The sequence below is a fragment of the Deefgea piscis genome, from assembly GCF_019665785.1.
Classification (GTDB): Bacteria; Pseudomonadota; Gammaproteobacteria; order Burkholderiales; family Chitinibacteraceae; genus Deefgea.
This window is the reverse complement of sequence record NZ_CP081149.1, coordinates 1,470,033-1,493,815: the sequence shown is the minus strand read 5'-3', so window position 1 is coordinate 1,493,815 and position 23,783 is coordinate 1,470,033. Positions and strand designations below refer to the sequence as shown.

At 49.5% G+C, this 23,783-nt stretch carries 22 protein-coding genes and 1 pseudogene; 13 read left to right on the top strand and 10 right to left on the bottom strand.

The genetic code is table 11. The annotated features are described in order from the left end of the window. The first annotated feature begins 20 nt into the window (after nucleotides 1-20). From K4H25_RS06930 to K4H25_RS06920, 3 genes are all read left to right on the top strand, one after another. Entirely contained in the window at nucleotides 21-863 is an 843-nt protein-coding gene (locus tag K4H25_RS06930) for a PhzF family phenazine biosynthesis protein (protein ID WP_221022599.1), read from the top strand. Nucleotides 864-923: 60 nt separating this feature from the next. After that, on the top strand, nucleotides 924-2,543 hold the full coding sequence (locus tag K4H25_RS06925; RefSeq protein WP_221022598.1) for a methyl-accepting chemotaxis protein: 1,620 nt from the start codon (nucleotides 924-926) through the stop codon (nucleotides 2,541-2,543). 308 nt (nucleotides 2,544-2,851) lie between these two features. Then, nucleotides 2,852-3,538: an outer membrane lipoprotein gene (locus tag K4H25_RS06920; RefSeq protein WP_255588122.1), complete on the top strand. Its 687-nt coding sequence runs from the start codon at nucleotides 2,852-2,854 to the stop codon at nucleotides 3,536-3,538. Between the two features lie 71 nt (nucleotides 3,539-3,609). Here K4H25_RS06920 and K4H25_RS06915 read toward each other — a convergent pair whose 3' ends face one another. Next, nucleotides 3,610-4,707 carry an AI-2E family transporter gene (locus K4H25_RS06915; protein WP_221022597.1) on the bottom strand — a complete coding sequence of 366 codons (1,098 nt, stop codon included), beginning with the start codon at nucleotides 4,705-4,707 and terminating at the stop codon, nucleotides 3,610-3,612. Between the two features lie 125 nt (nucleotides 4,708-4,832). Further along, the gene (locus tag K4H25_RS06910) at nucleotides 4,833-5,132 is read right to left on the bottom strand and encodes a hypothetical protein (protein WP_173533618.1); all 300 of its coding nucleotides are present in this window, start codon (nucleotides 5,130-5,132) and stop codon (nucleotides 4,833-4,835) included. 167 nt (nucleotides 5,133-5,299) lie between these two features. On the opposite strand from K4H25_RS06910, the gene glmS reads away from it, so the two are divergent. The 6 genes from glmS (at nucleotide 5,300) to K4H25_RS06880 (ending at nucleotide 12,090) form a co-directional block, all read left to right on the top strand. After that, nucleotides 5,300-7,123, top strand: coding sequence for a glutamine--fructose-6-phosphate transaminase (isomerizing) (glmS, locus tag K4H25_RS06905; RefSeq protein WP_221022596.1), 1,824 nt, complete (start codon nucleotides 5,300-5,302; stop codon nucleotides 7,121-7,123). A gap of 297 nt (nucleotides 7,124-7,420) precedes the next feature. Further along, complete coding sequence (locus K4H25_RS06900; protein WP_221022595.1) at nucleotides 7,421-7,636, top strand: hypothetical protein; 216 nt, start codon at nucleotides 7,421-7,423, stop codon at nucleotides 7,634-7,636. Beyond that, nucleotides 7,633-7,974 carry an IS66 family insertion sequence element accessory protein TnpB gene (gene tnpB / locus K4H25_RS06895; protein ID WP_221022594.1) on the top strand — a complete coding sequence of 114 codons (342 nt, stop codon included), beginning with the start codon at nucleotides 7,633-7,635 and terminating at the stop codon, nucleotides 7,972-7,974. Before K4H25_RS06900 ends, tnpB (K4H25_RS06895) begins: the two co-directional genes overlap by 4 nt. Nucleotides 7,975-8,068: 94 nt before the next feature. Next, nucleotides 8,069-9,661, top strand: coding sequence for an IS66 family transposase (gene tnpC / locus K4H25_RS06890; RefSeq protein WP_221022593.1), 1,593 nt, complete (start codon nucleotides 8,069-8,071; stop codon nucleotides 9,659-9,661). A 215-nt stretch (nucleotides 9,662-9,876) separates the two neighbouring features. Next, nucleotides 9,877-10,512 (top strand): recombinase family protein, encoded by a 636-nt coding sequence (locus K4H25_RS06885; protein ID WP_221022592.1) that lies wholly within the window; start codon nucleotides 9,877-9,879, stop codon nucleotides 10,510-10,512. Nucleotides 10,513-10,902: 390 nt separating this feature from the next. Then, entirely contained in the window at nucleotides 10,903-12,090 is a 1,188-nt protein-coding gene (locus K4H25_RS06880; protein ID WP_221022591.1) for an MFS transporter, read from the top strand. Nucleotides 12,091-12,140: 50 nt separating this feature from the next. Here the strand turns inward: K4H25_RS06880 and K4H25_RS06875 are convergent, their stop codons facing one another. The 3 genes from K4H25_RS06875 to K4H25_RS06865 are packed head-to-tail and all read right to left on the bottom strand — an operon-like array spanning nucleotide 12,141 to nucleotide 14,804. Continuing rightward, nucleotides 12,141-13,103, bottom strand: coding sequence for a helix-turn-helix domain-containing protein (locus K4H25_RS06875; protein ID WP_221022590.1), 963 nt, complete (start codon nucleotides 13,101-13,103; stop codon nucleotides 12,141-12,143). After that, a complete protein-coding gene (locus tag K4H25_RS06870; protein ID WP_221022589.1) occupies nucleotides 13,093-14,376 on the bottom strand; it encodes a Y-family DNA polymerase in 1,284 nt (427 codons plus the stop codon). The genes K4H25_RS06875 and K4H25_RS06870 overlap by 11 nt, the downstream gene beginning before the upstream one ends. Then, nucleotides 14,355-14,804: a LexA family protein gene (locus K4H25_RS06865; RefSeq protein WP_221022588.1), complete on the bottom strand. Its 450-nt coding sequence runs from the start codon at nucleotides 14,802-14,804 to the stop codon at nucleotides 14,355-14,357. Before K4H25_RS06865 ends, K4H25_RS06870 begins: the two co-directional genes overlap by 22 nt. 54 nt (nucleotides 14,805-14,858) lie before the next feature. Here K4H25_RS06865 and K4H25_RS06860 point away from each other — a divergent pair, with 54 nt between their 5' ends. Beyond that, nucleotides 14,859-15,521: an SOS response-associated peptidase gene (locus tag K4H25_RS06860; protein WP_221022587.1), complete on the top strand. Its 663-nt coding sequence runs from the start codon at nucleotides 14,859-14,861 to the stop codon at nucleotides 15,519-15,521. Nucleotides 15,522-16,146: 625 nt separating this feature from the next. Here the strand turns inward: K4H25_RS06860 and K4H25_RS06855 are convergent. Next, complete coding sequence (locus K4H25_RS06855; protein ID WP_221022586.1) at nucleotides 16,147-16,554, bottom strand: VOC family protein; 408 nt, start codon at nucleotides 16,552-16,554, stop codon at nucleotides 16,147-16,149. Between the two features lie 377 nt (nucleotides 16,555-16,931). On the opposite strand from K4H25_RS06855, the gene tnpA reads away from it, so the two are divergent. The 3 genes from tnpA to tnpC (K4H25_RS06840) all read left to right on the top strand — a co-directional run bounded on the left by tnpA (nucleotide 16,932) and on the right by tnpC (K4H25_RS06840) (nucleotide 19,289). Next, the gene (gene tnpA, locus K4H25_RS06850; protein ID WP_221020870.1) at nucleotides 16,932-17,264 is read left to right on the top strand and encodes an IS66 family insertion sequence element accessory protein TnpA; all 333 of its coding nucleotides are present in this window, start codon (nucleotides 16,932-16,934) and stop codon (nucleotides 17,262-17,264) included. Further along, nucleotides 17,261-17,602 carry an IS66 family insertion sequence element accessory protein TnpB gene (gene tnpB / locus K4H25_RS06845; RefSeq protein WP_221020869.1) on the top strand — a complete coding sequence of 114 codons (342 nt, stop codon included), beginning with the start codon at nucleotides 17,261-17,263 and terminating at the stop codon, nucleotides 17,600-17,602. Before tnpA ends, tnpB (K4H25_RS06845) begins: the two co-directional genes overlap by 4 nt. A 94-nt stretch (nucleotides 17,603-17,696) precedes the next feature. Further along, nucleotides 17,697-19,289 carry an IS66 family transposase gene (gene tnpC / locus K4H25_RS06840; RefSeq protein WP_221020868.1) on the top strand — a complete coding sequence of 531 codons (1,593 nt, stop codon included), beginning with the start codon at nucleotides 17,697-17,699 and terminating at the stop codon, nucleotides 19,287-19,289. Between the two features lie 30 nt (nucleotides 19,290-19,319). Here the strand turns inward: tnpC (K4H25_RS06840) and K4H25_RS06835 are convergent. The 4 genes and pseudogenes from K4H25_RS06835 to K4H25_RS06820 all read right to left on the bottom strand — a co-directional run. Next, nucleotides 19,320-19,520 (bottom strand): annotated as a pseudogene (locus tag K4H25_RS06835) (transposase); the annotation flags it as partial. A 43-nt stretch (nucleotides 19,521-19,563) separates the two neighbouring features. Continuing rightward, entirely contained in the window at nucleotides 19,564-20,385 is an 822-nt protein-coding gene (locus K4H25_RS06830) for a DUF6671 family protein (protein WP_221022585.1), read from the bottom strand. 44 nt (nucleotides 20,386-20,429) lie between these two features. Continuing rightward, the gene (cysD, locus tag K4H25_RS06825; protein ID WP_221022584.1) at nucleotides 20,430-21,350 is read right to left on the bottom strand and encodes a sulfate adenylyltransferase subunit CysD; all 921 of its coding nucleotides are present in this window, start codon (nucleotides 21,348-21,350) and stop codon (nucleotides 20,430-20,432) included. Next, nucleotides 21,338-23,782, bottom strand: a complete 2,445-nt coding sequence (locus tag K4H25_RS06820; protein WP_221022583.1) for a YbcC family protein — start codon at nucleotides 23,780-23,782, stop codon at nucleotides 21,338-21,340. The genes cysD and K4H25_RS06820 overlap by 13 nt, the downstream gene beginning before the upstream one ends. Between the last annotated feature and the right edge of the window lies 1 nt (nucleotide 23,783).

Genomic DNA, 23,783 nt, shown 5'->3' with positions numbered 1-23,783 from the left:
TCTTTCAAGGTTATCGCCGCATGCCACAATATTCCTTTCACATGCTGAATGTTTTTGCCGAAAAGCCCTTAGCTGGCGATCCATTCGTGGTTTTTGTGGTTGATGACTTCCCAGATACTGAAATCTGCCAAGCCCTCGCTTACCAAATGGGCGGCACTGAAGTGGCTTTTTTTAGCCCTCATACTCAGCAGCTGCAATGCTATACACCGCAGTATGCCCTGCCTTTTTCTGGTAGAGCTTTAATTGGTGCCGCTGCCGTTGCTCGGCATTTAGATCCAGAGTTTAAGTCGCTATTACTCACGCACAATGCACGGCAATTTAAGGTGGGGTATAGCCATGAAGAATATAATTTCATTAGCTCGCCAAGCAGTACCCGTCCTTATGACCAAAGCCCACTTGCCTTAGCCCAAGCGCTCAATATCAGCGTGCATGATTTAGTTTTGCCCATTTTATGGGTCGATAACGGCGTCGAGCAGCTGATGGTGCAAACACATTCACGGCAAAGTGTTTTGCAGGCCAAACCCCACCCCGCTTTGTTAGCGCAGGTTCTCAATAGCCCTAACGCCATGGCACAAGTCACCATCTGGCGGCGTGACGCTGAACTATTCACCGTGCGCTGCTTTAGCTCAGATGCTTTTGGGGTCGAGGAAGATTTTGCGTCTGGCACCGCCGCGGCCAATTTGGGCAGTTACTTACTGGCTACCGGAGCCAAAGCGCCGTTGCAATTTCGAATTGAGCAAGGCCACACCATCCAAAAACTCATTAGCCGACTTTGTGTGATCAATATCAAAGTTAATCCACTACTACAGATTTACTGCTCAGGTAAAGTGAACTATTTAGGAAACGGTATTATTAATCTCTAATATCCAAGGCATAATAGCCCCCATACACCGTCTTTGTTACAAATGGTATGGGACTTCACGATGACACTTAAATTTAAAGCATGGGCCTTATCCATTGCCGTTCTCGTCGCCTTAATCGGCGTCATGTTAGTTGGCTTAATCACCATGCGTGATATGAGCGCAAGCGACAATCAAGCACGCATTGAACAACTACTTAAAAGCACTTACCTGACGATCACTCAGCTAGAAAACTTAGCCGCCAGCGGTCAACTGACTGAAACACAAGCCAAAGCCATTGCAACGCAAATTTTGCGCGAAAATAAATACCATAAATCTGAATACGTTTACGTTACCGACGAAAAACTCAATTTCATTGCAACGCCACTCGACCCACAACTGCATGGCACTAGCTTTAATGAATTTAAAGACGCCAAAGGTGGCAGCGTTGGCGCCATTGCGCTGGCAGCTCTCAATCAATCGGGCGGCGCACTCACCGCCTATCCTTGGACCTCAGAGCGCGATGGCGAAGTCGTCGAGCTACTGTCTGTGGCACAAAAAACACCTCGCTGGGGTTGGATTGTCGGCAATGGTGTTAGCTCAGCCGAAGCGCACGCTCGCTTTTGGAGCAATGCACGCTGGCAAGTTTGGATCTGCTTAGTGGTTGCTGGGATTGTGGGTTTTCTAATGCTCACCACCGTGCGCCGAATTTTAAATGACTTAGGTGGCGAGCCAGCTGAAGTTTTAAAACTGGTGCAAAGCGTTGCTGATGGCAATTTGCAAAATCACCATGAAGCGGACAACGCCTCACCGCATAGCATTTTTGCCTCGGTCATTCGCATGCGCGAATCATTACGCACCGTAATGTCGCAGTTATCGCAAGCCGTATCGACCTTACACCACACCAGTGAAGACATTGTGTCACGCGCCCAAGACAGTAATCGTCTAATCGAAGCGCAAGGCCATGCCGCCAGCCGCATCGCGCATACCGCAGAACAATTTGCCGAACAAACTCGCTCAGCTGAACAGCAAGCCAATACTGCCCGCCAACAAAGCGAATCGGCCACGGCGATTTCTGCGCAAGGCCTCACGGTAATTTCATCGGCTGTCACCCGCTTTGCCGATATTGAACAAGCGGTTGGCGACACCCAAAGCAGTATTGATGATTTAGCGCAGCGCGTTGGCAGTATTTCAGCCGTTATTGCCGTTATTCGCGACGTTGCCGACCAAACCAATCTACTGGCTCTGAATGCGGCCATTGAAGCGGCACGCGCTGGCGATATGGGACGAGGCTTTGCGGTGGTGGCCGATGAAGTGCGTAAACTCGCAGAGCGAACCAGCTCAGCGACGCAAGAAATTGGCCTTACCATTACCGCGGTTCAGGGCAGTGGCCAAAATGCCAAAACCCGAATGGATGAGATGTTTATCCAACTGAAAGAAGGGATACGCCAAGCTAAAGAAGGCGGCGAAGCGGTCAAAGCCATTCGCCAAGAAACGGAAGCCACTGCATTGGTAGTGGGAGCGATCGGCAATGCGCTCGCTGAACAAGTGCATGCCAGTATGGCAATCCGTAATGATGTCGATGAAGTAGCCCAATCTTCAAACGGCACGATGTCGGCAGCTCAAGGTACGGTCGGCGCAGCACAATCGATTAAAGTCGTATCAGAGCAACTCGCAACCTTAGTGCATAAATTCCGGCTATAACCCTAATGCCGTTCACTTAAGCCAAGTGAGCGGCATTTTTTTCCTCGATTTCATTGCTGGTGTCGCTTTTGACGCAAAGGCGCAGAGAAAATCAATTGAAAACCCCTGAATTTCCTCCGCGCCTCTGTGTCTCTGCGTCAGATTTTCAGGGTTTTTCGTTAAGTGAACTGTATTTCGGCTATAACCCCCTACTTGTGAAATTAAAGCTCGTCGTTATTCACGACGGGCTTTTTTTATAACTGTGCACTGCGTCATAGCTTGGTTTATAAAAACAGCGCAAAATCAATTGATTCCAAGCAGGAGCCCCCATGATGAGCACGTCGACCTCAAGCACACATCCTCTGATTTTAGCGGCAGCAGCATCGGTCATTTTGGCATCGGGTGTCGGCATCGCCCATTGGCTAGGCTACGTCGGCAATACACCACAACCTAGCGCCAGCACCCCAGCGCTGATTGCCAGCAGCACAGCAAGCGCGAGCCCAACGCCTACCCTGACAGCAACGCCAACGCCCACCCCTACCGCAAGTCCAAGCCCCACACCGACACCAACTGCGACACCAACGCCCAGCAAAAAACCAAAATATCATCCTAAACCAACGCCAGTACCCGTTGCCCCCGAGCTGGTGTGGACTAAAGTCTCCGCAAGCAATAGCCCGGTAAGCTGCCCCAATTGCGGGCAAATTACCCATATTGAAACCATTCAAACCGATGGTGAGGGCTCGGCCGCAGGCGTAATACTCGGCGGCGCTGCAGGTGGTGTGATCGGCAATCAAATCGGCAAAGGCCATGGCAAAACCGCAGCCCGAATTTTAGGCGCCATCGGTGGCGCATTGATTGGCAATCAAGTCGAAAAACGCGTCAATACCCAAACCCATTATGAAGTCACTGCGCAATTTGCCGATGGCAGTACGCGCACCATTCAATACCCACAAATGCCAGCACTCCAAGTGGGCCAGCAGGTTAAATTAATCAACGGTGAGTTAGTTGCATACTAAAACATCGCAGCAATACAGGATTAAAGCGAAAAAAACCGCAAAGCATTTTGCGGTTTTTTTATGTTGTCTATTTATTCTTTCGACTCATCTGGCAAGGTGGTAACGGTCGCTGGTGGCAAACGCTGCGGATAAAAAATCCAGCTACGCGCTAGCTCATAAAAAATCGTCAACAGGACTGGGCCAATAAATACCCCCAGCATCCCAAAAGCTAACGCGCCGCCAAGCACACCAAAGAAAATCAAAATAAATGGTAGTGAACTGCCTTTACCAATCAACAATGGTTTAATCACATTATCGGCCGAGCCCACCACAAACAGCATCCAGACCACCATAAAAATCGACCAGCCCACTTCGCCTTGATAATACAACCATGCCGCAGCAGGCAAACCAATCAACGATGGACCAAACGGCATTAACGCTAAAATAAAGCTCGCAAAGCCAAGTGATGCGGCATTCGGCACGCCCGATATCAAAAAGGCCACCCATGCCAACACCGCCTGCACTACGGCCGTCCCCATAAAGCCATAGACCACGCCCTTAGTCGAAGCCAAAGAAATGCCCAATAACTCAATACTGCGCTCGCCAGCGAGTCGCTCAACAAAACCGCGAATCCACGCCAATAAATCTTCGCCACCCATGTAAATAAAAAATGAAATAAATAAACTCATCACCAACAACATCATGCCACTGCCAATCTCTTTGGCCAGTAGCAGTAATAGCTGTGATGCCGGCGCGATATAACTACGAAACGAAGTAATCGTTTCAGCATCTTTAGCGCCAAGTTTGTTCCAAAATTGATCAATATAATTACCCGCCACCGGCAAAGAAACCAACCACTGGGGTAATGCTGGCCAGCCCTCGCCAAATGACGCATGCAGCTGAATACTCCAAGTTGAAGCAACACTTGAAAAATCACTCGCCGCCAAAACAATCGGCAAAAGAATAAAACAACATAGCGCAGCAATCATCGTCACCGCCGCGAGTGCACGCCGACCACGTAGGCACTTCACTAAAAAAAGATACGGTCGCCAAGTGCTAATCACCAAAATACCGGCCCACAAAGTGGCAGCCAAAAATGGGCGAACAATCGAAAAAATCGTCAATGACAACAAACATATCACTGCCAATGCCACTAAGGGCTCAACAAAATCCGCTGTTTTGTTTTTCATAGCGTGTAAGCTCAACAAGTAAATTGGGCTAAGCATAATCTAAAAAGCCGTCACCTGTCGTGATCGGCAATAAAAAAACGACCCATCGTAAGATGGATCGTTTTATAAACGGCACTCAATTTAAATTATCGACCTTGATTGGCCGTCACCCGAGCACGGTAAATTAACAAGCCCATCATATTGCTAATATCTCTTTTGACTTGCAAAGAATCCACTCGGCCAAAACGATCACTCAACGCTTCATGCACTTCGCAAGCCAAATGAAATAATAATGGTTTTTCACGCATTGGCGCGCTCACCAAATAATGATTAATTTCATTCACAATTTGATCGGCTAATTCATCGGGATAAATTGCTTTCGAATTTAAAATACAATCGAGTAAGCGCACACCAATCACACCCAGCGAAAGCAATTGAATTGTCATTGCAAACCTCTTTGATCCAAGCATTTGCTTCACTTTAGTGAGCATGCTCTGGTAATGTCGGCCAATCCGTCAAACGGTACTCGGACTAGGGGTATTCCAATAGCGACAAAGCATATAATTTATTTTACATTTCAATGATGCAATGCACCATTCGGAGAAACCAATTTATGTGCGGAATTGTTGGCGCAGTATCGAATCGAAATGTTGTTCCTATGTTATTGGCAGGTCTTACCCGACTTGAATACCGCGGTTATGACTCCAGCGGCATCGCACTCAATGGCGAACAGCAGTTAGAACGCATTCGCGTCGCCGGCCGAGTGGCCGATTTAGCCGAACGCTGCCAAAATGCATCAGGTCAAAGTGGCATTGCCCACACCCGCTGGGCGACCCATGGTATTCCATCAGAAGCCAATGCTCATCCGCATTTAGGCGGCGACTCCGTCATGCTGGTACACAATGGCATTATTGAAAACCACGCCGAACTCAAGCTTGAGCTACAAGCCGCTGGCTATGTTTTTAGCTCAGAAACCGATACTGAAGCGATTGCCCATTTAATCCATTTTAATTTGCAGCGCACTCATCACCTGCAAACCGCAGTGCAAGAAAGTATTCTTCGTTTACGCGGCGCATTCGCCATTGGTGTCGCCAGCTTAGCCGAACCCAATGTATTAATTTGCGCCCGACAAGGTAGCCCCTTAGTCATCGGCCTTGGTTTTGAAGAACAATTTTTTGCTTCAGACATCGCCGCCCTATTGCCACTCACCCAACGCATGATTTACCTAGAAGAAGGTGATTTAGCGGTACTCAATACCCGCGAAGTGCAAATTTTTGATCGACAAGGCCAACGTGTTGAACGCCCTGCACGCACCTTGGATGTCATTACCGATTCAGCCGACTTAGGCCCTTACCGCCACTACATGCAAAAAGAAATTTTTGCCCAACCCGTCGCTCTCGCCGACACACTTGCTGCCGCACTCAAACACGGATTTTCTCCTGAATTATTTGGCAGCAATGCCGATGAAATTTTCAGCAACACCACTGCAATCCGTATCGTCGCTTGTGGCTCAAGCTATCACGCCGGTCTGGTTGCCCGTTACTGGATTGAAGAATACACCGGCCTACCCGTCAGCGTTGATATCGCCAGTGAATACCGCTATCGCAGCGGCAAAGAACAAGACGGCAGCTTGATAGTGGCGATCTCACAATCGGGAGAAACCGCCGATTTACTCGCCGCGCTTCGTTCTGCCAAAGAGCGCGGCCAAGTGCATATTTTGGCTTTGTGCAATGTCGCTCATTCCACACTCACACGCGAAGCCGACCTTGTCGCACTCACCCATGCCGGTATTGAAATTGGTGTAGCGTCCACCAAAGCATTCACCACCCAGCTGGCCGCGCTATTTACCCTGGCCGGCACACTGGCCCACTGCCGCCAAACCTTAACCCAAGCAGAATTAACTGAACTGGCCAATTGCCTACCCCGCTTGCCTGCTATGTTCACTGATATTTTCCCACTAGAAACCGCGCTAGAAGAATGGGCTCACGAACTAAGCCACTATAACCATGCACTATTTTTAGGTCGCCATACGCTATTCCCAATTGCACTCGAAGGCGCACTCAAGCTCAAAGAAATTGCCTACATCCACGCCGAAGGCTACGCTGCTGGCGAACTCAAACACGGGCCACTGGCCTTGGTAGACGAAGAAATGCCTGTCATTGTCTGCGCCGCCAATGATGCGCTATTTGATAAATTACTGTCTAACCTACGTGAAGTCCAAGCACGTGGCGGCAAGATTTTTCTAATCGCCGAACCTGGCTGTGAAGCCGCCTTTGACTACTGCCATCGCACCATTACCCTACCAAGTCAAACCGGCCCACTAGCGCCAATTGTCTTTACACTACCACTGCAATTTTTGGCCTACCACACCGCCTGCCGTAAAGGCACCGACGTCGACAAACCTAGAAATCTTGCGAAAAGTGTGACAGTTGAGTAGCCACCAAGAAAGTAAAATACATATTTCAACCTATTAAAGTCGCAACTTGGCAATTAAAGTCGCAACTTGTCTAATATAGTCGTGAAATTGAATCCAATAAAAATGCCCCTTGCAGCGAAGGGCATTTTTAATGTCGTGACTAAAGCTTACAAATCCACTAATTATCGTAAAAAAGTGAGTCGCTCAGAGGTAAGGGCTCAGCCGTACCACAGCAATTTCTTCACGGACTCTGGCATGCTGCGCTTTTTATCTCTGGAGCGGTAGCATGGTTATAAGCGTGCTACTTTTTCAAGCTGGGTGAAACGCCATCAAACCCATTTATCCGCCACCACGACTTTTGATGCCGCACCCATAACAAATTCGTCCATTGCCCCGCTGACTTTGGTGACGACGCAATGGCCAACGCCCAGTGCCGAAACATTGCAGCTGCGTTTGGCCAATGGGGTCGATTTGTCCTTACCGACCAGCACCTGCGCCACTTGGTTGGCGAATCTGCTGCGCGCTTTGGCATGATGCCGCCATTGGCTTCGCTGCAATTGGTTGTCGAACCGGTCGATATGCGCCTTGGTATCGAGGGTTTGTCGGCCAAGATTCATGCCCGTTTGCAGCGTTCCCCCATCGAAGGTGTGGCGTATGCGTTTCGCAATCAGCGCAGTAATCGCTTGAAGGTGTTGCTGTGGGATCGCACCGGTGTGTGGTTGGCACAGCGGCGTTTGCATCAAGGTCGGTTTGTTTGGCCGCAAGCGGGCGATGTGATCTTTACGCTGGATGCGGCGCAGTGGCAATGGTTGGTGAGTGGGGTCGATTGGCAACGACTCGCGCCGCCACCGCTACCAGAATACGCCTACTAATTCACGATGAGGATGGATAAAATAGTTGTCGCAGTATTGCGCTATACAGCATGTAATATATAATTCTTATGGCAATACCCTGTAAAATCAACACATGGATCTCGCTCAAGAACTCGCCAATTTAGACCTACCCGCCGCAGTCCGCGCGGCGATTTTGGCGCAGTCGGTACTCCTTGCTCAGCATACTGAATTAGTCACTCAGCAAGATCAACAACTCAAACAATACGTCTCCGACATCCAAAATAAAACGCAAACCATCGAAGCGCTAACGATGGAATTGGCCTATCTGCGCCGCATGCGTTATGGCGCTAAGACCGAAGTGATGAATCGCGAGCAGCGAGATTTGTTTGAAGAAGCCCTCGATGCCGATATGGCGGCGCTGGAAGCCAAACTCGCCGCCGAGCAAGCCAACAACACCCCCGAGGTCAGCGATAAAAAGCCGCGCATTCGTGCAGGTCGCCAAGCCTTACCGGCGCATTTGCCGCGTACCGATATGGTTCACGAGCCTGAATCATGCAGTTGCGGCCAATGTGGTCAGGGTTTAGTTAAAGTCGGCGAAGACATTAGCGAGCAACTGCATGTGCAACCGGCGGTGTTTAGCGTGTTGCGCCACATTCGCCCGCAATACGCTTGCCGCAGCTGTCAAACGATGAGCGCCGCGCCGATTCCGCCGGCGATCATCAATGGCGGTTTACCCACTGCGGCCACTTTGGCGTGGGTGATGGTCAGCAAATACATTGATCATTTACCGCTGTATCGGCTACGACAAATCGCTGAACGCAGCGAAGTGCCGTTAGCGGAAACCACGCTGGCCAGCTGGGTTGGCACCGTCGGCTGGTGGTTGCAGCCATTGGCGGATCGATTGCGTGAACGATTGAAAGGCGAAACGGTGCTGCATGCCGATGAAACGCCAGTCAAACAGCTTGATCCGGGCAAAGGCAAAACCAAAACCGCGTATTTATGGGCGTATCGCAACACGCCTTTGAGTGGCAGTGCGCCGATCATTTTGTTCGACTATCAAGGTGGTCGCTCGGGTCAACACGTCCGAGATTTCCTCGCCGATTGGCAAGGTCAATTGATGGTCGATGACTATGGCGGCTACAAAGCGCTGTTCAAAACCGGCGTGATTGAGCTGGGCTGCTGGGCGCACGCACGGCGCAAATTCTTCGAATTGCATCAAGCCAACGGCAGCCCGATTGCCGCAGAGGCACTGCGTCGAATTGGCGAATTGTATGCACTAGAAGCGCAGGCCAAAGATTTAAACCCCGAACAACGCCGAGCGCTACGGCAGCAACAAGCGCAACCTAAACTGCTCGAATTCAAAATTTGGCTGGATGAAACCGGTAGCAAAGTTGCGCCCAATAGCGCACTCGCGAAAGCGATCATTTACAGCCAACGGCGTTGGACGGCGCTTGAACGCTACGCCCAAAGCGGCATCGCGCCAATCGATAACAATCCGGTCGAAAACAGCATTCGGCCGATTGCGATTGGCAAAAAGAACTGGTTATTTGCGGGGAGCGAGCGCGCCGGTCAACGCGCTGCCGCAATTCAAACGCTACTGGGCACCGCCAAACTCAACGACCTTGACCCGATGGCCTGGCTCACCGACACCCTAGAAAAACTCCCCACTTGGCCGAACAGCCGCATCGACGAATTATTACAGCTACGAGCGCTAGCAGAAACTTAAGCGTCACGGTGGTGGAGCGGCTGAGCGCTTACGTTAAACGCAACTTACACAAATTTTGTAGTCGGTACTACATCAAATCACAAGTACCAATAAGGTATACCTCAACGAAACCTCATAAAACCGCTTATCAACCAGTTCCAAAATACGTATTTACCACTCAAACGGAACTTGCTATATTGGAACCATCTAAGCGGAACTTTTGATGGGGTGTCACCATGTTTGTTCGAGCCTACCTTCGTGCCAGTACCAAAGAGCAAGATGCCAGTCGTGCGCGGCAGCAACTTGATGCGTTTGCCGCCGAGCATAATTTACGCATTGCCAGTTATTACATAGAGAATGAAAGCGGCACCAAACTCGACCGCCCCGAGTTAATGCGACTCTTGAATGATGCAAGTCACGGCGATGTATTACTTGTTGAGCAGGTTGACCGACTAAGTCGTATGAAAAACGCTGACTGGCTCAAGCTACGGCACATGATTAGCGACAAAGGCATGCGAATTGTCGCGCTCGATTTGCCGACCAGTCACGACATGCTGAAAGATGGTGATAGCTTCACTGCGCTAATGCTGGCAGCGATTAACAACATGCTGCTTGATATGCTCGCCGCCATTGCTCGCAAAGATTACGACGACCGTCGTCGCCGTCAAGCTGATGGCATCGCTAAAGCCAAGGCGCAAGGCCTATACGCAGGCCGCCCGAAAGACGCTGAGCTGCACCGCAAAATTGCTAGCCTGCTGGCTGAGGGTAAATCGTGGAGTGCGATTCAAGATTTACTGGGGTGTGGGCGCGGAACGATTAAGCGGGTAAAGGATGAGATTCAAAAAAGAAGAATAGAATCACAAGTGAATTGACTGATGTTTTTCAAATTTACTTACAGAATCGGCCATGAATATTTGAGGGCTGATGCTTGATTGGAATGGCTAGGCTGGATTAGGCAACAGTCTACCAAGAGAAGACAAATAGCATCACCACAATAAAAACAAACATGCTATTTGAGTTTTACCCACTGACGCATGCATTTTATTCGAACATTTTGTGCCCATACTTCTCAACGAATCTCAAGTTACTAAAGTATATTTTTACGAATTAAAAGATATACCTTGGCGGATTTTGTGTCGCTACTGGCTTATGTATGATTTGCCAACCAAATTGCTTATTTCTGCAATTTAAAATTCAGATGCCACTCTATTGATCACGAGAGATTGGCATTTACTTATGCAAATCACCCTCTGAGCTCATCAATGCCAAAAATAAATTCAAGTCAATTCATATTCCTTGGCGTCACTTTTCTTATGGGAATTTGTTCGTCAATTTTTGGGCCATTGCAAAGCTACTTCTTTGTGAATGAGCTGGGTGCTGCACCATCTATCGTTGGCACTTATCTTGCTATATCTAGTTTTGCTACGATTTTGGTATCACAGCTAGTTGCCATGTATTCAGACCGTGGTATCGCTCGGCATAAATTAATTATTTTTTCAGCTGCATGTGGCATATTGGCCTTCATCGGTTTTATCTTTATCAAGAATATCTACGCGCTCGCATTTATTGGCCTGACTTTACTGGCCTGCGTGTCCATTGGCGCTCCGCAGCTTTTTGCTCTTGCCGCTGAAGTGTTCGGCGATGAAAATGAGTCTCTAATGGGAACAATGCGTGCAGTAGTATCCATGGCATGGGTAATTGGCCCACCAATGGCCTTTAGCCTAGTTAGTTTATTCAGTTTTAATATGACGTTCGCAATTTTGATTGTTTCATATGCTTGCATTGCCTTTGCCGCGTTAAAGCTGCATATGCCGCTCGCGGTAAAACCTGAGCAGCAAAAATCAGAAAAAGCACCTGAAAATACAAAATTAAATCTCAAGCTATTGTTAGCTATAGCGGGGATGGTGTTTTTGTTTGCAGCGGGAACCAATTATACGATGGCCATGCCTTTGTATATAATGAAAATGGCAAAACACCCCGAGTGGCTGCCCGGTGTTTTTTTTGGATTGACTGCAGCATTTGAAATTCCTTTAATGTTGCTATCAGGAAGAATCAGCAAAAGAATCAGTCATCAAAAACAATTACTTCTTGCAGCAGCCTTAGGCTCAATTTATTACCTGTTGTTTGTAACCGCAACATCCATGATGTTTTTAATGGCAATACAAATGATAGGTGCGGCTAGTATCGCCCTGAGTGCAACAGCAGGCTTACAATTTTTTCAGCATCAAGCCAAAAATAGATTGGGTTATGCGTCGACTTTATATGCAAATTCAATCGTAGGTGGCATGGCGCTAGGGGCTTTTGTTGGTGGCTTATTGGCAAGTAGCTGGGGTTATCAACTTGCTTTGGCGAGCAATGTCATTATGTGTATTCTTTCCTTGATTTGCTTTCACCTTGCGCGGCAAGCCGAAACCAATTGCATTGCCATTACGGCGCCTACATGTGCGTAATTGCATAGCTGCAATAACCGAATTTAATCCCAGTACAGTCGCCTTAATTGTTAATTAATGCGCTCTGGCACATTACTCAGAGCGTCTTGCAATTGTTGGATACGCTCATGCTGCTCACCAAATAGACTTAACATAGACTGAAAATTATCGGCATTTCTCTTGTCAAGTTTTTGCAAAAGTCCTTCAATAACAGAGGTTCGGTCTTTTCGTCTTTTATTAATCAGGGAATAAAACGTACTTCCTGTTTTAGCCCAATTTGTATCAATGCTGAGTGCGACATGAGCTCGCGCATATAAGAGCAGTGAGATACTAATTTTTTCTGCTTGGCTGACATATTTAGCGTAGGTGGCCGAAGATACGCCCAACAAATGCGCCATTTCACCGCGAGATAAATTGTGAAAGTGACGAATTGCCTCAAAGTTTTTCATAACCCTGAAATAGTAATTGGTCAGTACATCATCAAGAGCCTGTTGAAAATTTAGTGCATCATCATTTGCAGCGACACAATTACTCCACTCAGGCTTGCCGGACAGCAAACTGAGCAGCGAATAAAAATTCTTATCATTCGATTTGGCAATTAAATTGAAATAGGGGCGATATATCAATTCTTCCGGTGGGAAAAATTTAGCGTATTCGGTATATTTAAACAACAGTGGTAATGGTGCCCCTGTTGTCGCAGACCATCTAGCCGCTGAATGCATTTTAGGCACATCAATTCCAGCTTCATATTTACGATATTGCCCAATAGAAACGCCAAAGCAATTGGCCATTTCTTGCTGCCCGTTTTTTACACATTTGCGGTAATCCGCAAGACTGTGCCCAATTGCATAAGCAATATTGTTCTCGTACTTTTCAAAATCTACGGAAATTGGTTTGCCTATACATTCAACTGATTCAAAACAAAAATAATCCAAGTGAAGCTCTTTTAAATGCAGAACAAAAGGTAGAGTGAAATGTACGACGAATCTTGAGATAAAGCCAATGCAAATCATACCGCGCCATTTATCGAGCAATCGGCAAATCCGCCCACCGCGTGGTCCAATACGGCGATAAGGTGTTCTGCCGCATTTTCCAGCCGTGATTAAACCCCGCACTGGCAACACGGATTGAGCCGCGTCCCCATTGGCGATTGATGTCGTCCATGACTTTATTGAGTGCCGCACGTTTGATGGGGTCGGCGGTTTGTAGAAATAGATGGCCTTGGACTGCCGTTCTGGGTTGCAGGTCGCACAGCATTATGCCTGCTTTGGCGTAGGCAAATCCCGTTCGATAAATACGTTTGAGCACCCATAGCGCAGCGCGGGTCAGCAATAGCGTATCGTCGCTGGCTTGCGTAAGCGGAACGAGGATGTGCTGACTGTATTGCGGCTCTTTGGGGCGAAACGGATTGGTGCGTATAAACACCGCCAAACTGCCTGCAAGTGAGCCTTGTTGACGTAGTTTTTCAGCGGCACGAGCGATGTAGGTGCTGATGGCTTCACCTAACTCTTGCTCGGTATAAATCGCTTGGCCAAAGCTGCGTGAACACAGGATTTGCTGTTTGTCGGGTGTCGATTCTTCCAATTCAATACTCGGTATGCCGCGTAGTTCATGCACGGTGCGTTGTACGACGATGCTATACCGTTGCCGTATCTGGTCAGCATTGCTGGCTCTTAAATCAGCGATGGTATGTATCCCTTCCTGCGCTAATCGCTCAGATATTTTGCGGCCAATACCCCATACATCACCCGCAGGCAAAGCCTGCATTTGCGCGTCTTGTTGGTTGGGGTTGAGTTGCTGCCATGCACACACACCATTGAATGGCGCTTGTTTCTTGGCGATGTGATTGGCGAGTTTGGCGAGCGTTTTGGTTGGGGCAATGCCAACGCACACGGGTAAGCCCGTCCATTGCAATACGGTACGGCGAATGTTTTGCGCTAGTTCGGTATGGTCTTGCAGTAGGCCGTCAAAACTCAAAAAGCATTCGTCGATGCTGTAAATCTCTTGGTTCGGGCTAAAGCGGCTGAGTATGGTCATTACCCGATGGCTCATATCGGCATACAGCGCGTAATTGCTGCTACGGGCGATGATGCCTTCTTGCTGCGCAAAATCACGTAATTGATGCCACGGCGCAGCCATTTTGATGCCCAGTGCTTTGGCTTCGCTACTACGCGCCACCACACAGCCATCATTATTCGATAGCACCACCACGGGTTTACCCATTAGCTTGGGTTCAAATACCCGTTGGCATGATACATAGAAATTATTCACATCGACCAAGGCAATCATCGCGGCCTCGCTATCCACGCTGTCACCACGCCCCAAATTGATAACTCTTGCTCTTCGCCCAATACAATCGGCGGATAGGCTGGATTTTCAGCAATCAGCGCCAAGCGTGCGCCACGGCAATACAAACGCTTTACGGTAAAATCGCCATCAATCACCGCCACAACAATATCATCGTGCTTGGCGCTCAAAGCACGGTCAACAATCAGCGTTGCGCCATCAGGGATGGAGCGTTCGGCAAGACTGCTGACCATGCTGTCACCTGCAACCGTAAAGTAAAAGGTTGCCTCGGGATGCTGCACATAACGTTGATTCAAATCGACACGCTCTTCGGCCCAATCTTCGGCAGGCGACGGAAAGCCAGCCGAAACCGAAACACCCATGACGGGTAAATAGAGTGACTTTGCTTCAAGTGCGGCGGGGATTGGCGGGTGCAAATGCAATGACATGGGTTATCCTGAAACCATCTGAATCAGAATATTATAGAACGAACGTTCTTTTCTATGTGCGTAAATTACATTCCAATTCCTAAACGGTTAGTGCTTAGCCAATTTGCCGCGATTGAACCCAAGGCCGACTGGCCTGATGAAGTGTGGCAAGACTACGCTGCGCCGATGATTGTGCATGGCCGCCAAGGTCGACAAGCTGTAGTCGCGAACTATGGTTTCTTGCCCAAGGCCAAACTACCGCAAGGTGCGCGCTATAGCACCATGAACGCCCGCGCCGAAACCATAGGGCAACGCTATCAAGGCGCATGGCAACGCAGCCAGCTTTGTTTGGTGCCGATGATGGGATTTTTTGAGCCGTGTTATGAATCAGGCAAAGCGGTAAGGCATCAAATCAGCTTGCTCAATGATGCGCCGTTTGCGGTGGCGGGATTGTGGCGCGCATGGGAAGAAGAAAATGGCCGACGCAGCTATTCGTTCACGCAAATCACCATCAACGCAGATGAGCATCCGCTGATGAAACGCATGCACAAACCAAACGATGAAAAGCGAAACTTAGTCATCATTCCCGAGGCCGACTATGACGCGTGGCTGAGCTGCAAAAACCCTGAGCTAGCGCGAACGTTTTTGAAGAATTACCCAGCTGAATTGATGCGCGCGGATGCCTTACCGCAAATCCGGTCACACCCCATACCCTCACCGCAGCAATCTTTGTTTTGATCACTGAGGACGTGGGATGGATTAACAATAATGGACACAGAGTATCGGGGCACAATTTCAAAATCGTTGTGGATGGTTGTGTGTCTGCAAAGGCCGAGCAGCACGGCAATCCCCCCACCAAACCAGCTCATTTATGGATAAGTAATGAGTAAGCCAAACATCGGTAGTTGGGCCAATAAATAATCGGCAACAACAGATAACTCCCTCCCTCTCAAGATGAAAGATTGTCTGACAGCACTACGACGCTCCCCGATCGAATCAGCAAGGTTATGATTTCCTCCTGTTTTTTCAGGGCTACCAGCAAATGGCGACCTTTGCCGACAAAAGCCAACTTCTCGGCAAGATATGTCAACCTGTGGCAACAAATGACAACTTTTGACAAGAAATGACAATTTCTTAGCAAAATATGCCAACTTATGACAACAAAAGCCAACTTTTCGGCAAGACATGTCAACCTGTGACAACTTTTGACAACTTTTTGGCAATATATGGGTTTTTGCCAAGATAATCATCTTTTGTTTTCAATTCATTACCCAAAAAAGTATTGTGAGGCTAACTTTTGAGATCAGGGGCACCGATCGCAGGGAGGGAAGCCCGCTCGTGGGCTATCCTCTGGATCGAATTGTTAAGGCTGGATGCCATCAGTTAATCGTCCTCCATGGAACACAGCCTCGATGTTGTAGCCATCTGGATCGAAGACGAACGCCGCGAAATACTGCTTGTGATAGTGAGGGCGAATCCCCGGGGGGCCATTATCTTTCGCGCCGGCAACCAACGCTGCCTCATAGAAGGCCACGACTTGCGCCTCACTACTGGCGCGAAAAGCGATATGGCTCCTTGGTGTGAATGGATTACCTTGAGATATCCAAAAATCGCCGCCTGGATCATCTTCGGTGTTCGAGTTGGTCGTGCCGAACCCAACGGCAGTTTCGAAATCAAGGCGTACGACATAACCCAGAGTGGATAGAACAGCTTCATAGAAGTTTTTACTTACAGCAAGTTTGGCAACGTTGATACCTGTGTGATCGATCATTTATTCACCCCGAATTGCGGATAGCTCTAACGTAAAATATACACCTGTGCAGGTGTTGATCTGGTTTGTCTGTATGTAGCTCAGCATGCTACGCGCTTTTTTTATTAATTTTCAAACTTGTGGGTGTGATCATGCTTGAAAATACACAGCCAGATGAGACTACCGCGCCATGCTTGCTAGATGTGCTGCGCGAGTCACCGAGAGTTATGTATTACAGCCTGCGCACAGCGATTTTATAGAATGTCGGCTTGGCTTCCGGTCGCCACCAATGACATCGACATCATCGAAATGAGCTTTGGCAGTAAGGGCTTAGCCGTTCCACCTCAATTATCGTTTTAATTCAGGCATGCTGCGCTTTTGATTTTTGGGAGCGCAGCATGGGACGGTGGATTGATGCTTTGCAATGGGTGCAACGTTGGCAGGCTAGCGGTTTAACTCAAGCCGAGTTTGTCCGAGTGCACCAGCTTAAACGCACTACTTTTTCCAGTTGGCTGCGCCGTAGCCGCCTCGAATCTGCCGACGCATCTTCAGCTGCAATCACCGAACCGCAGATCGCCCCGAAACCATCGGCGTCAAGCATCGTGCCCGCACAATGGCCCGCACCCGTTGCGGCGCAGTTGCAGTTGAATTTCCCCTCCGGCGTGACCCTGACTTTGCCAGCGGCGACCGATCCGGCTTGGGTCGCAGCTTTATTGCGCGCTTTGACATGATGCCGCCACTCACTTCGCTGCAATTGGTCGTCGAACCGGTCGATATGCGCCTTGGTATCGAGGGTTTGTCGGCCAAGATTCATGCCCGTTTGCAGCGTTCCCCCATCGAAGGTGTGGCGTATGCGTTTCGCAATCAGCGCAGTAATCGCTTGAAGGTGTTGCTGTGGGATCGCACCGGTGTGTGGTTGGCACAGCGGCGTTTGCATCAAGGTCGGTTTGTTTGGCCGCAAGCGGGCGATGTGATCTTTACGCTGGATGCGGCGCAGTGGCAATGGTTGGTGAGTGGGGTCGATTGGCAACGACTCGCGCCGCCACCGCTACCAGAATACGCCTACTAATTCACGATGAGGATGGATAAAATAGTTGTCGCAGTATTGCGCTATACAGCATGTAATATATAATTCTTATGGCAATACCCTGTAAAATCAACACATGGATCTCGCTCAAGAACTCGCCAATTTAGACCTACCCGCCGCAGTCCGCGCGGCGATTTTGGCGCAGTCGGTACTCCTTGCTCAGCATACTGAATTAGTCACTCAGCAAGATCAACAACTCAAACAATACGTCTCCGACATCCAAAATAAAACGCAAACCATCGAAGCGCTAACGATGGAATTGGCCTATCTGCGCCGCATGCGTTATGGCGCTAAGACCGAAGTGATGAATCGCGAGCAGCGAGATTTGTTTGAAGAAGCCCTCGATGCCGATATGGCGGCGCTGGAAGCCAAACTCGCCGCCGAGCAAGCCAACAACACCCCCGAGGTCAGCGATAAAAAGCCGCGCATTCGTGCAGGTCGCCAAGCCTTACCGGCGCATTTGCCGCGTACCGATATGGTTCACGAGCCTGAATCATGCAGTTGCGGCCAATGTGGTCAGGGTTTAGTTAAAGTCGGCGAAGACATTAGCGAGCAACTGCATGTGCAACCGGCGGTGTTTAGCGTGTTGCGCCACATTCGCCCGCAATACGCTTGCCGCAGCTGTCAAACGATGAGCGCCGCGCCGATTCCGCCGGCGATCATCAATGGCGGTTTACCCACTGCGGCCACTTTGGCGTGGGTGATGGTCAGCAAATACATTGATCATTTACCGCTGTATCGGCTACGGCAAATCGCCGAACGCAGCGGCGTGCCGTTAGCAGAAAGCACGCTGGCCAGTTGGGTCGGCACAGTCGGCTGGTGGTTGCAGCCGTTGGCGGATCGATTGCGTGAACGATTGAAAGGCGAAACGGTGCTGCATGCCGATGAAACGCCAGTCAAACAGCTTGATCCGGGCAAAGGCAAAACCAAAACCGCGTATTTATGGGGGTATCGCAACACGCCTTTGAGTGGCAGTGCGCCGATCATTTTGTTCGACTACCAAGGCGGTCGCTCGGGTCAACACGTCCGCGATTTCTTGGCCGATTGGCAAGGTCAATTGATGGTCGATGACTATGGCGGCTACAAAGCGCTGTTCAAAACCGGCGTGATTGAGCTGGGCTGCTGGGCGCACGCACGGCGCAAATTCTTCGAATTGCATCAAGCCAACGGCAGCCCGATTGCCGCAGAGGCGCTGCGCCGTATTGGCGAACTGTATGCACTAGAAGCGCAGGCCAAAGATTTAAACCCCGAACAACGCCGAGCGCTACGGCAGCAACAAGCGCAACCTAAACTGCTCGAATTCAAAATTTGGCTGGATGAAACCGGTAGCAAAGTTGCGCCCAATAGCGCACTCGCTAAAGCGATCATTTACAGCCAACGGCGTTGGACGGCGCTTGAACGCTACGCCCAAAGCGGCATTGCGCCAATCGATAACAATCCGGTCGAAAACAGCATTCGGCCGATTGCGATTGGCAAAAAGAACTGGTTATTTGCGGGGAGCGAGCGCGCCGGTCAACGCGCTGCCGCAATTCAAACGCTACTGGGCACCGCCAAACTCAACGACCTAGACCCGATGGCCTGGCTCACCGACACCCTAGAAAAGCTCCCCACTTGGCCGAACAGCCGCATCGACGAATTATTACCGCTAAGAGCGCTAGCAGAAACTTAAGCGTCAAGGCGGTGGAGCGGCTGAGCGCTTACGGTCCGGCGTCATCGGCGTCGCCTTGGGGGTCATGCCGGCACGTTCTTCACGCAGTTGCCGAACCCATTTATCCATGGATGATTTACCCACGTTCATTGCCTGAGCGGCTTGTCGAACGGAATAGCCTTTGTCGAGTACAAGCTGGGCGCATTCGAGGCGAAATTCAGGACTAAATGTCGGTCTGGTTTTATTGTTCATTGAGTCACCTAATTGCTTACGAGGTGGAGCATAACACCTCTAATCAGGTGGCCAAATTCAGTGTGCCACTACACCATGTATTTTTTCTGTAGCCACAATGGTCGCACTGTAGGCACATTGCATTCATTTGATTCGTAGGTGTATGGCAGTCTGTGCATTTTAAACCCGACTCAATGTGTCGTTTTCCAAAGCCATACTGGTGGCACTGTGGGCAAGCTATTCGAACTCGTCGGGCTAGTCTTGCTGCCAAATGTCTGATCGTGCGCTGCCGATAAGGGTGTAAATGAGCGCGCATATCGGTGGCTATTTGTATTTGTTGGGCTCCAGCGCCCTGCAAAGTCTTAAATGCGGCTTGAATCTCTGATTCTGTTCGCAGCCCTTTATAACTGGGCACTTTCAAGTCCGCAGCATGCAGCGTCACGGCCAGCTTCGGCCAGCCGCATCGTTGAAGCAGTAACTCAAATTGAGCGTTTGTCTCTAATCGCGCAGCATAGTAGTTTGGGGTGATGGCCGTTTTATGTTCAATTAACTGAAAGCCGTTATCAGCATCATCCCAAATCATCCATTCGTGCGCTAAGGCAAGGCTCGTAAAAAATGGATGCTGAGTATAAGCACCCTCGCTCGCAATCATGATCGGGTTTGGCATGATTTTTCGGCACAAGGCTATTTTGGCATGCAGCATTTCAACGGGCGTACCAGGGCGAGGCACATCACCACTGAATGTCCCGAATTGATCGGTATCTAGATCCGGAGGGCTCCAAAGGTGAACTCCCAGCAATTTTGTCATGGGACGCGCAATGGCTGCGGCCTTGTCATGACGGCTAGCAACAATGACTAGCCGTCCTTCATATCGATTCAATGACATGCTCAAATTCGCACTAACTGTTGTACGATTACAGACAATTTCATCTAAAAATACCCCTCACGTTTTTTCTTTTCCATTGAGCCCACTTGATCCTTGTCCAGCATTCGTCCTTCTCGCTCACTGGATTTGCTCATCAGCAATTCCTTGATAATGTCTTCGACTCGATCTGCATCGCTTAGCACTGCGCCAGTCTGTGGATAGCAGCCCAAAGTGCGGCAACGCACTGAACGAACTGCAATGCTCTGGCGTTCCGTTTCGCTTAAATAGGGCAGCATCCGGTCATCATCCAAAATAAATGGCTGCCCCGTCTCATCGCTAATCCATGTGAGCCTTGGCTTAGCAAAGTACATCGAAACGAGCTCGATATTTTCTTTCAAAATGTAGTGCCAAATATCGAGTTCGGTCCAGTTTGACAATGGAAAAACCCGCACCGATTCACCTTGATTGATTTGCGAGTTATACAATTGCCACAGCTCGGGGCGCTGATTTTTCGGGTCCCATACTTGATGCGCATCCCGTACTGAAAAAATCCGCTCTTTTGCGCGAGATTTTTCCTCGTCGCGCCGTGCCCCACCTAAAGCCGCATCATATTGATGGATTTGCAAGGCTTGCTTTAAGGCCTGCGTTTTCATCTGATCGTTGTATTTGACCGATCCCGATTCAACTGGATGTACGCCTTGTGCCAACGCTTCGCGATTGACATACACTTCCAGCCGCAATTGGTTCTTGGCGACCAATTCATCACGAAACTTTGCCATTTCGGCAAATTCCCATGTCGTATCGATATGCAACAAGGTGAACGGCACGGGGCCAGGTGCAAACGCTTTCTTGGCCAAGTGCAACATCACCGTCGAATCTTTACCGATGGAATAAAACATGCACGGCTTATCAAAGCTGGCGGCGACCTCCCGCATAATATGAATCGCCTCAGCTTCTAAATTTTGTAGATTGCTTAAAGTACGCATTCGACCTCCCGTTCCGCGTGCACTAATTGCCACTGGCCAGCGCTGTACTGCCAGATTTGCTTCAAGTCGGTATCCCATTGGAACAAAAACAGCCATTGGTTTTGAATTAAATCAGCCACTGCTTGATGCTTCACGATAATGGCCTCGATGGCGTCCCTCGGCGCGGCGATGTAAACACTGAGGCGCAGCGGATGATGTCGCCAATTTTCACCGTCATGGATTGATTGCATCGATAAACCCACCCGCAAATCGCCGCCATTGCCTTCAAATACACCGTAATTCCCACCAACCACGTTGTGCAGCAATTTATTGCCACTGCCGTATTTCAGGTTATCCGTCACCGATGCGTAATATTGCAAGTTAATCCAGTTCGTCACGACCATCGGGGCGGTCATGATCAACTCAAGCACGCTAAAACCCGTGTCTTCCTGATATTTGTAATCGTGCAGAAAACTGCGTCCAGCCAAATCCAAACGTTGCGTCATCGCGCGCGGAGCAACGATAAACGCGGCATTATTAGCCAAGCCCCACTCTGGGCGGATTTGCGCCCAATCTTTCGCACGCTGCTGAAACAAACGATCCAGCACTTTTGCGTCTTCATTCGTGATGCCCACACTCAAAGCACGTGCTTTTTGTGCTTGCGCTGTTGCTTGGCGCAACCAGCTTTGCCATAGATACGATCCTTCAACACCAAAACAAACAAATTTATCCGTGGTGGTATTGTGCAGCGCGGCCACAAATTGCGTTTGCGTAGGAATGTGGATACCCAGCACGCTCAACTCAGCGCGCACGCCGGCCGTATTCAATACTTGCGCCAATACTTTCACATTCACTTCACCCGATTGACCGCCGCAAGCGCCACAATCGAGCCCTGCCGCATGAGGGTTGTTCGTTGAGCTGCTACCGTGCCCCACTAAGAGAACAGCTGGCGCAAAATCGCTTTTCAAGCCCATCGCACCTAAAATTCCGGCCGCCATTTTGGCCAGCTCTGCATCGGTCAGTTCGCGGCCATGACTGCTGAGCGTCCAAGGTCCTTCCAAATCGATTTGATTGATGCTGTGCACTGCTGTTCCCGGGAAAAAAGTGTTCTTCACCAAATTCACCGCACGATACAAGCCCTTTGCCTCCACAATACCGAAGGTCGCAGGTGCCGCATCACCCGTTTGTTTCTCCGCCACTTGGCCATGTAATCCACCCGCTACCGATTGCCGCGATTTTGCTGAACCCGTTTGCTCAACGCGAATCGATGCCTTTAGTAAGCCAGGTAGTTGCGGACGAGTATATTGGCTACCCGATACTGAATATTCGATGGGTAAGCCAAAAAACCCAGCAAAACCTAAAGTCTGAATCGCAGGGCTTTGTGCCTCAAGCGCTCGGCGCATGGGTTCTGAACGCACATCGATACAAAAAATGGCCTGTAGTTGCTGATTCTGCACAGGTGTAGCCTCACAGCGAACCAATTGTTCATGTAGCGGTTGCTGATACGCATATTCAAGTGCCCGCTGCCAGACCCACAGATACTGCTGTGTGGCGTACCAGCTTTGCTCAAGTTGAGCTGACTGCTGCAGTTGCAGTCCAAATTGCCGTTGTAATTGCGCAAATTGCTTCGTGTCACGGCTTTGCGTTTGAGTCCAAAGCGCCCAATCCCAAGCCATCCGTACCGCCAGTAATTGCAGCAGCAATGTGTTTGACTTACCTTCAAACGCATCTTGCCATGCGCCATAAGCTAACCAAGACGCCCAGCCATGCATATCCAACAGCAAGGCGTAGCAGTAATCAACAAACACCGATTCAGGCAAGCCTTGCGCAAACATCGCGGCATGAACTTGCGCCAAGAGTGCATCGGCTTGTTCAGGCAGATGTGCAAACTGAGCGTTCAATCCCGACTCACCCATCAAGACTTCAATCCCTTCATCTTGGCGGATAACCTCAAGCCAACCTTGATAAAAATGATTGTCGACATCCACCTGCTGTTGCATATGCTCTGGGTATTGAAAGTACAGCGCAGTAAATTGACTGATTTGCTGCACGATCTCATCACGCCATGGCATTTTGTGCTGATGACGAGGGTCGGCATCGAGCAAATCACAAACATTTAACCAATGAGTGTGGCGCTCTGGCATTGCCAAGTAAGCCACTAACGCTGTCTCTGAAGCAACAAGCCCTAGCTCCTGAGCCGCTTTTGCCAAATGACTATCCTTGATTTCAGTTTGCCATTGCGCTCGATAATAGGACTTGGGCATCAATAAATGTACACCACCTAAAGCTTGCAGTTTCGCTGCCACCGCTGACATCGGCAAATCGCGCATTTTCCACCAGGGATTGACCGCCATCGATTGATCGAGTGGCCATGCTGGCGCGATCCGCTCACACGCAAGTAATGCTGTAGCTCGAACTGATCCTAATTGAGTTGAGTGATTTGCTTTTGACATT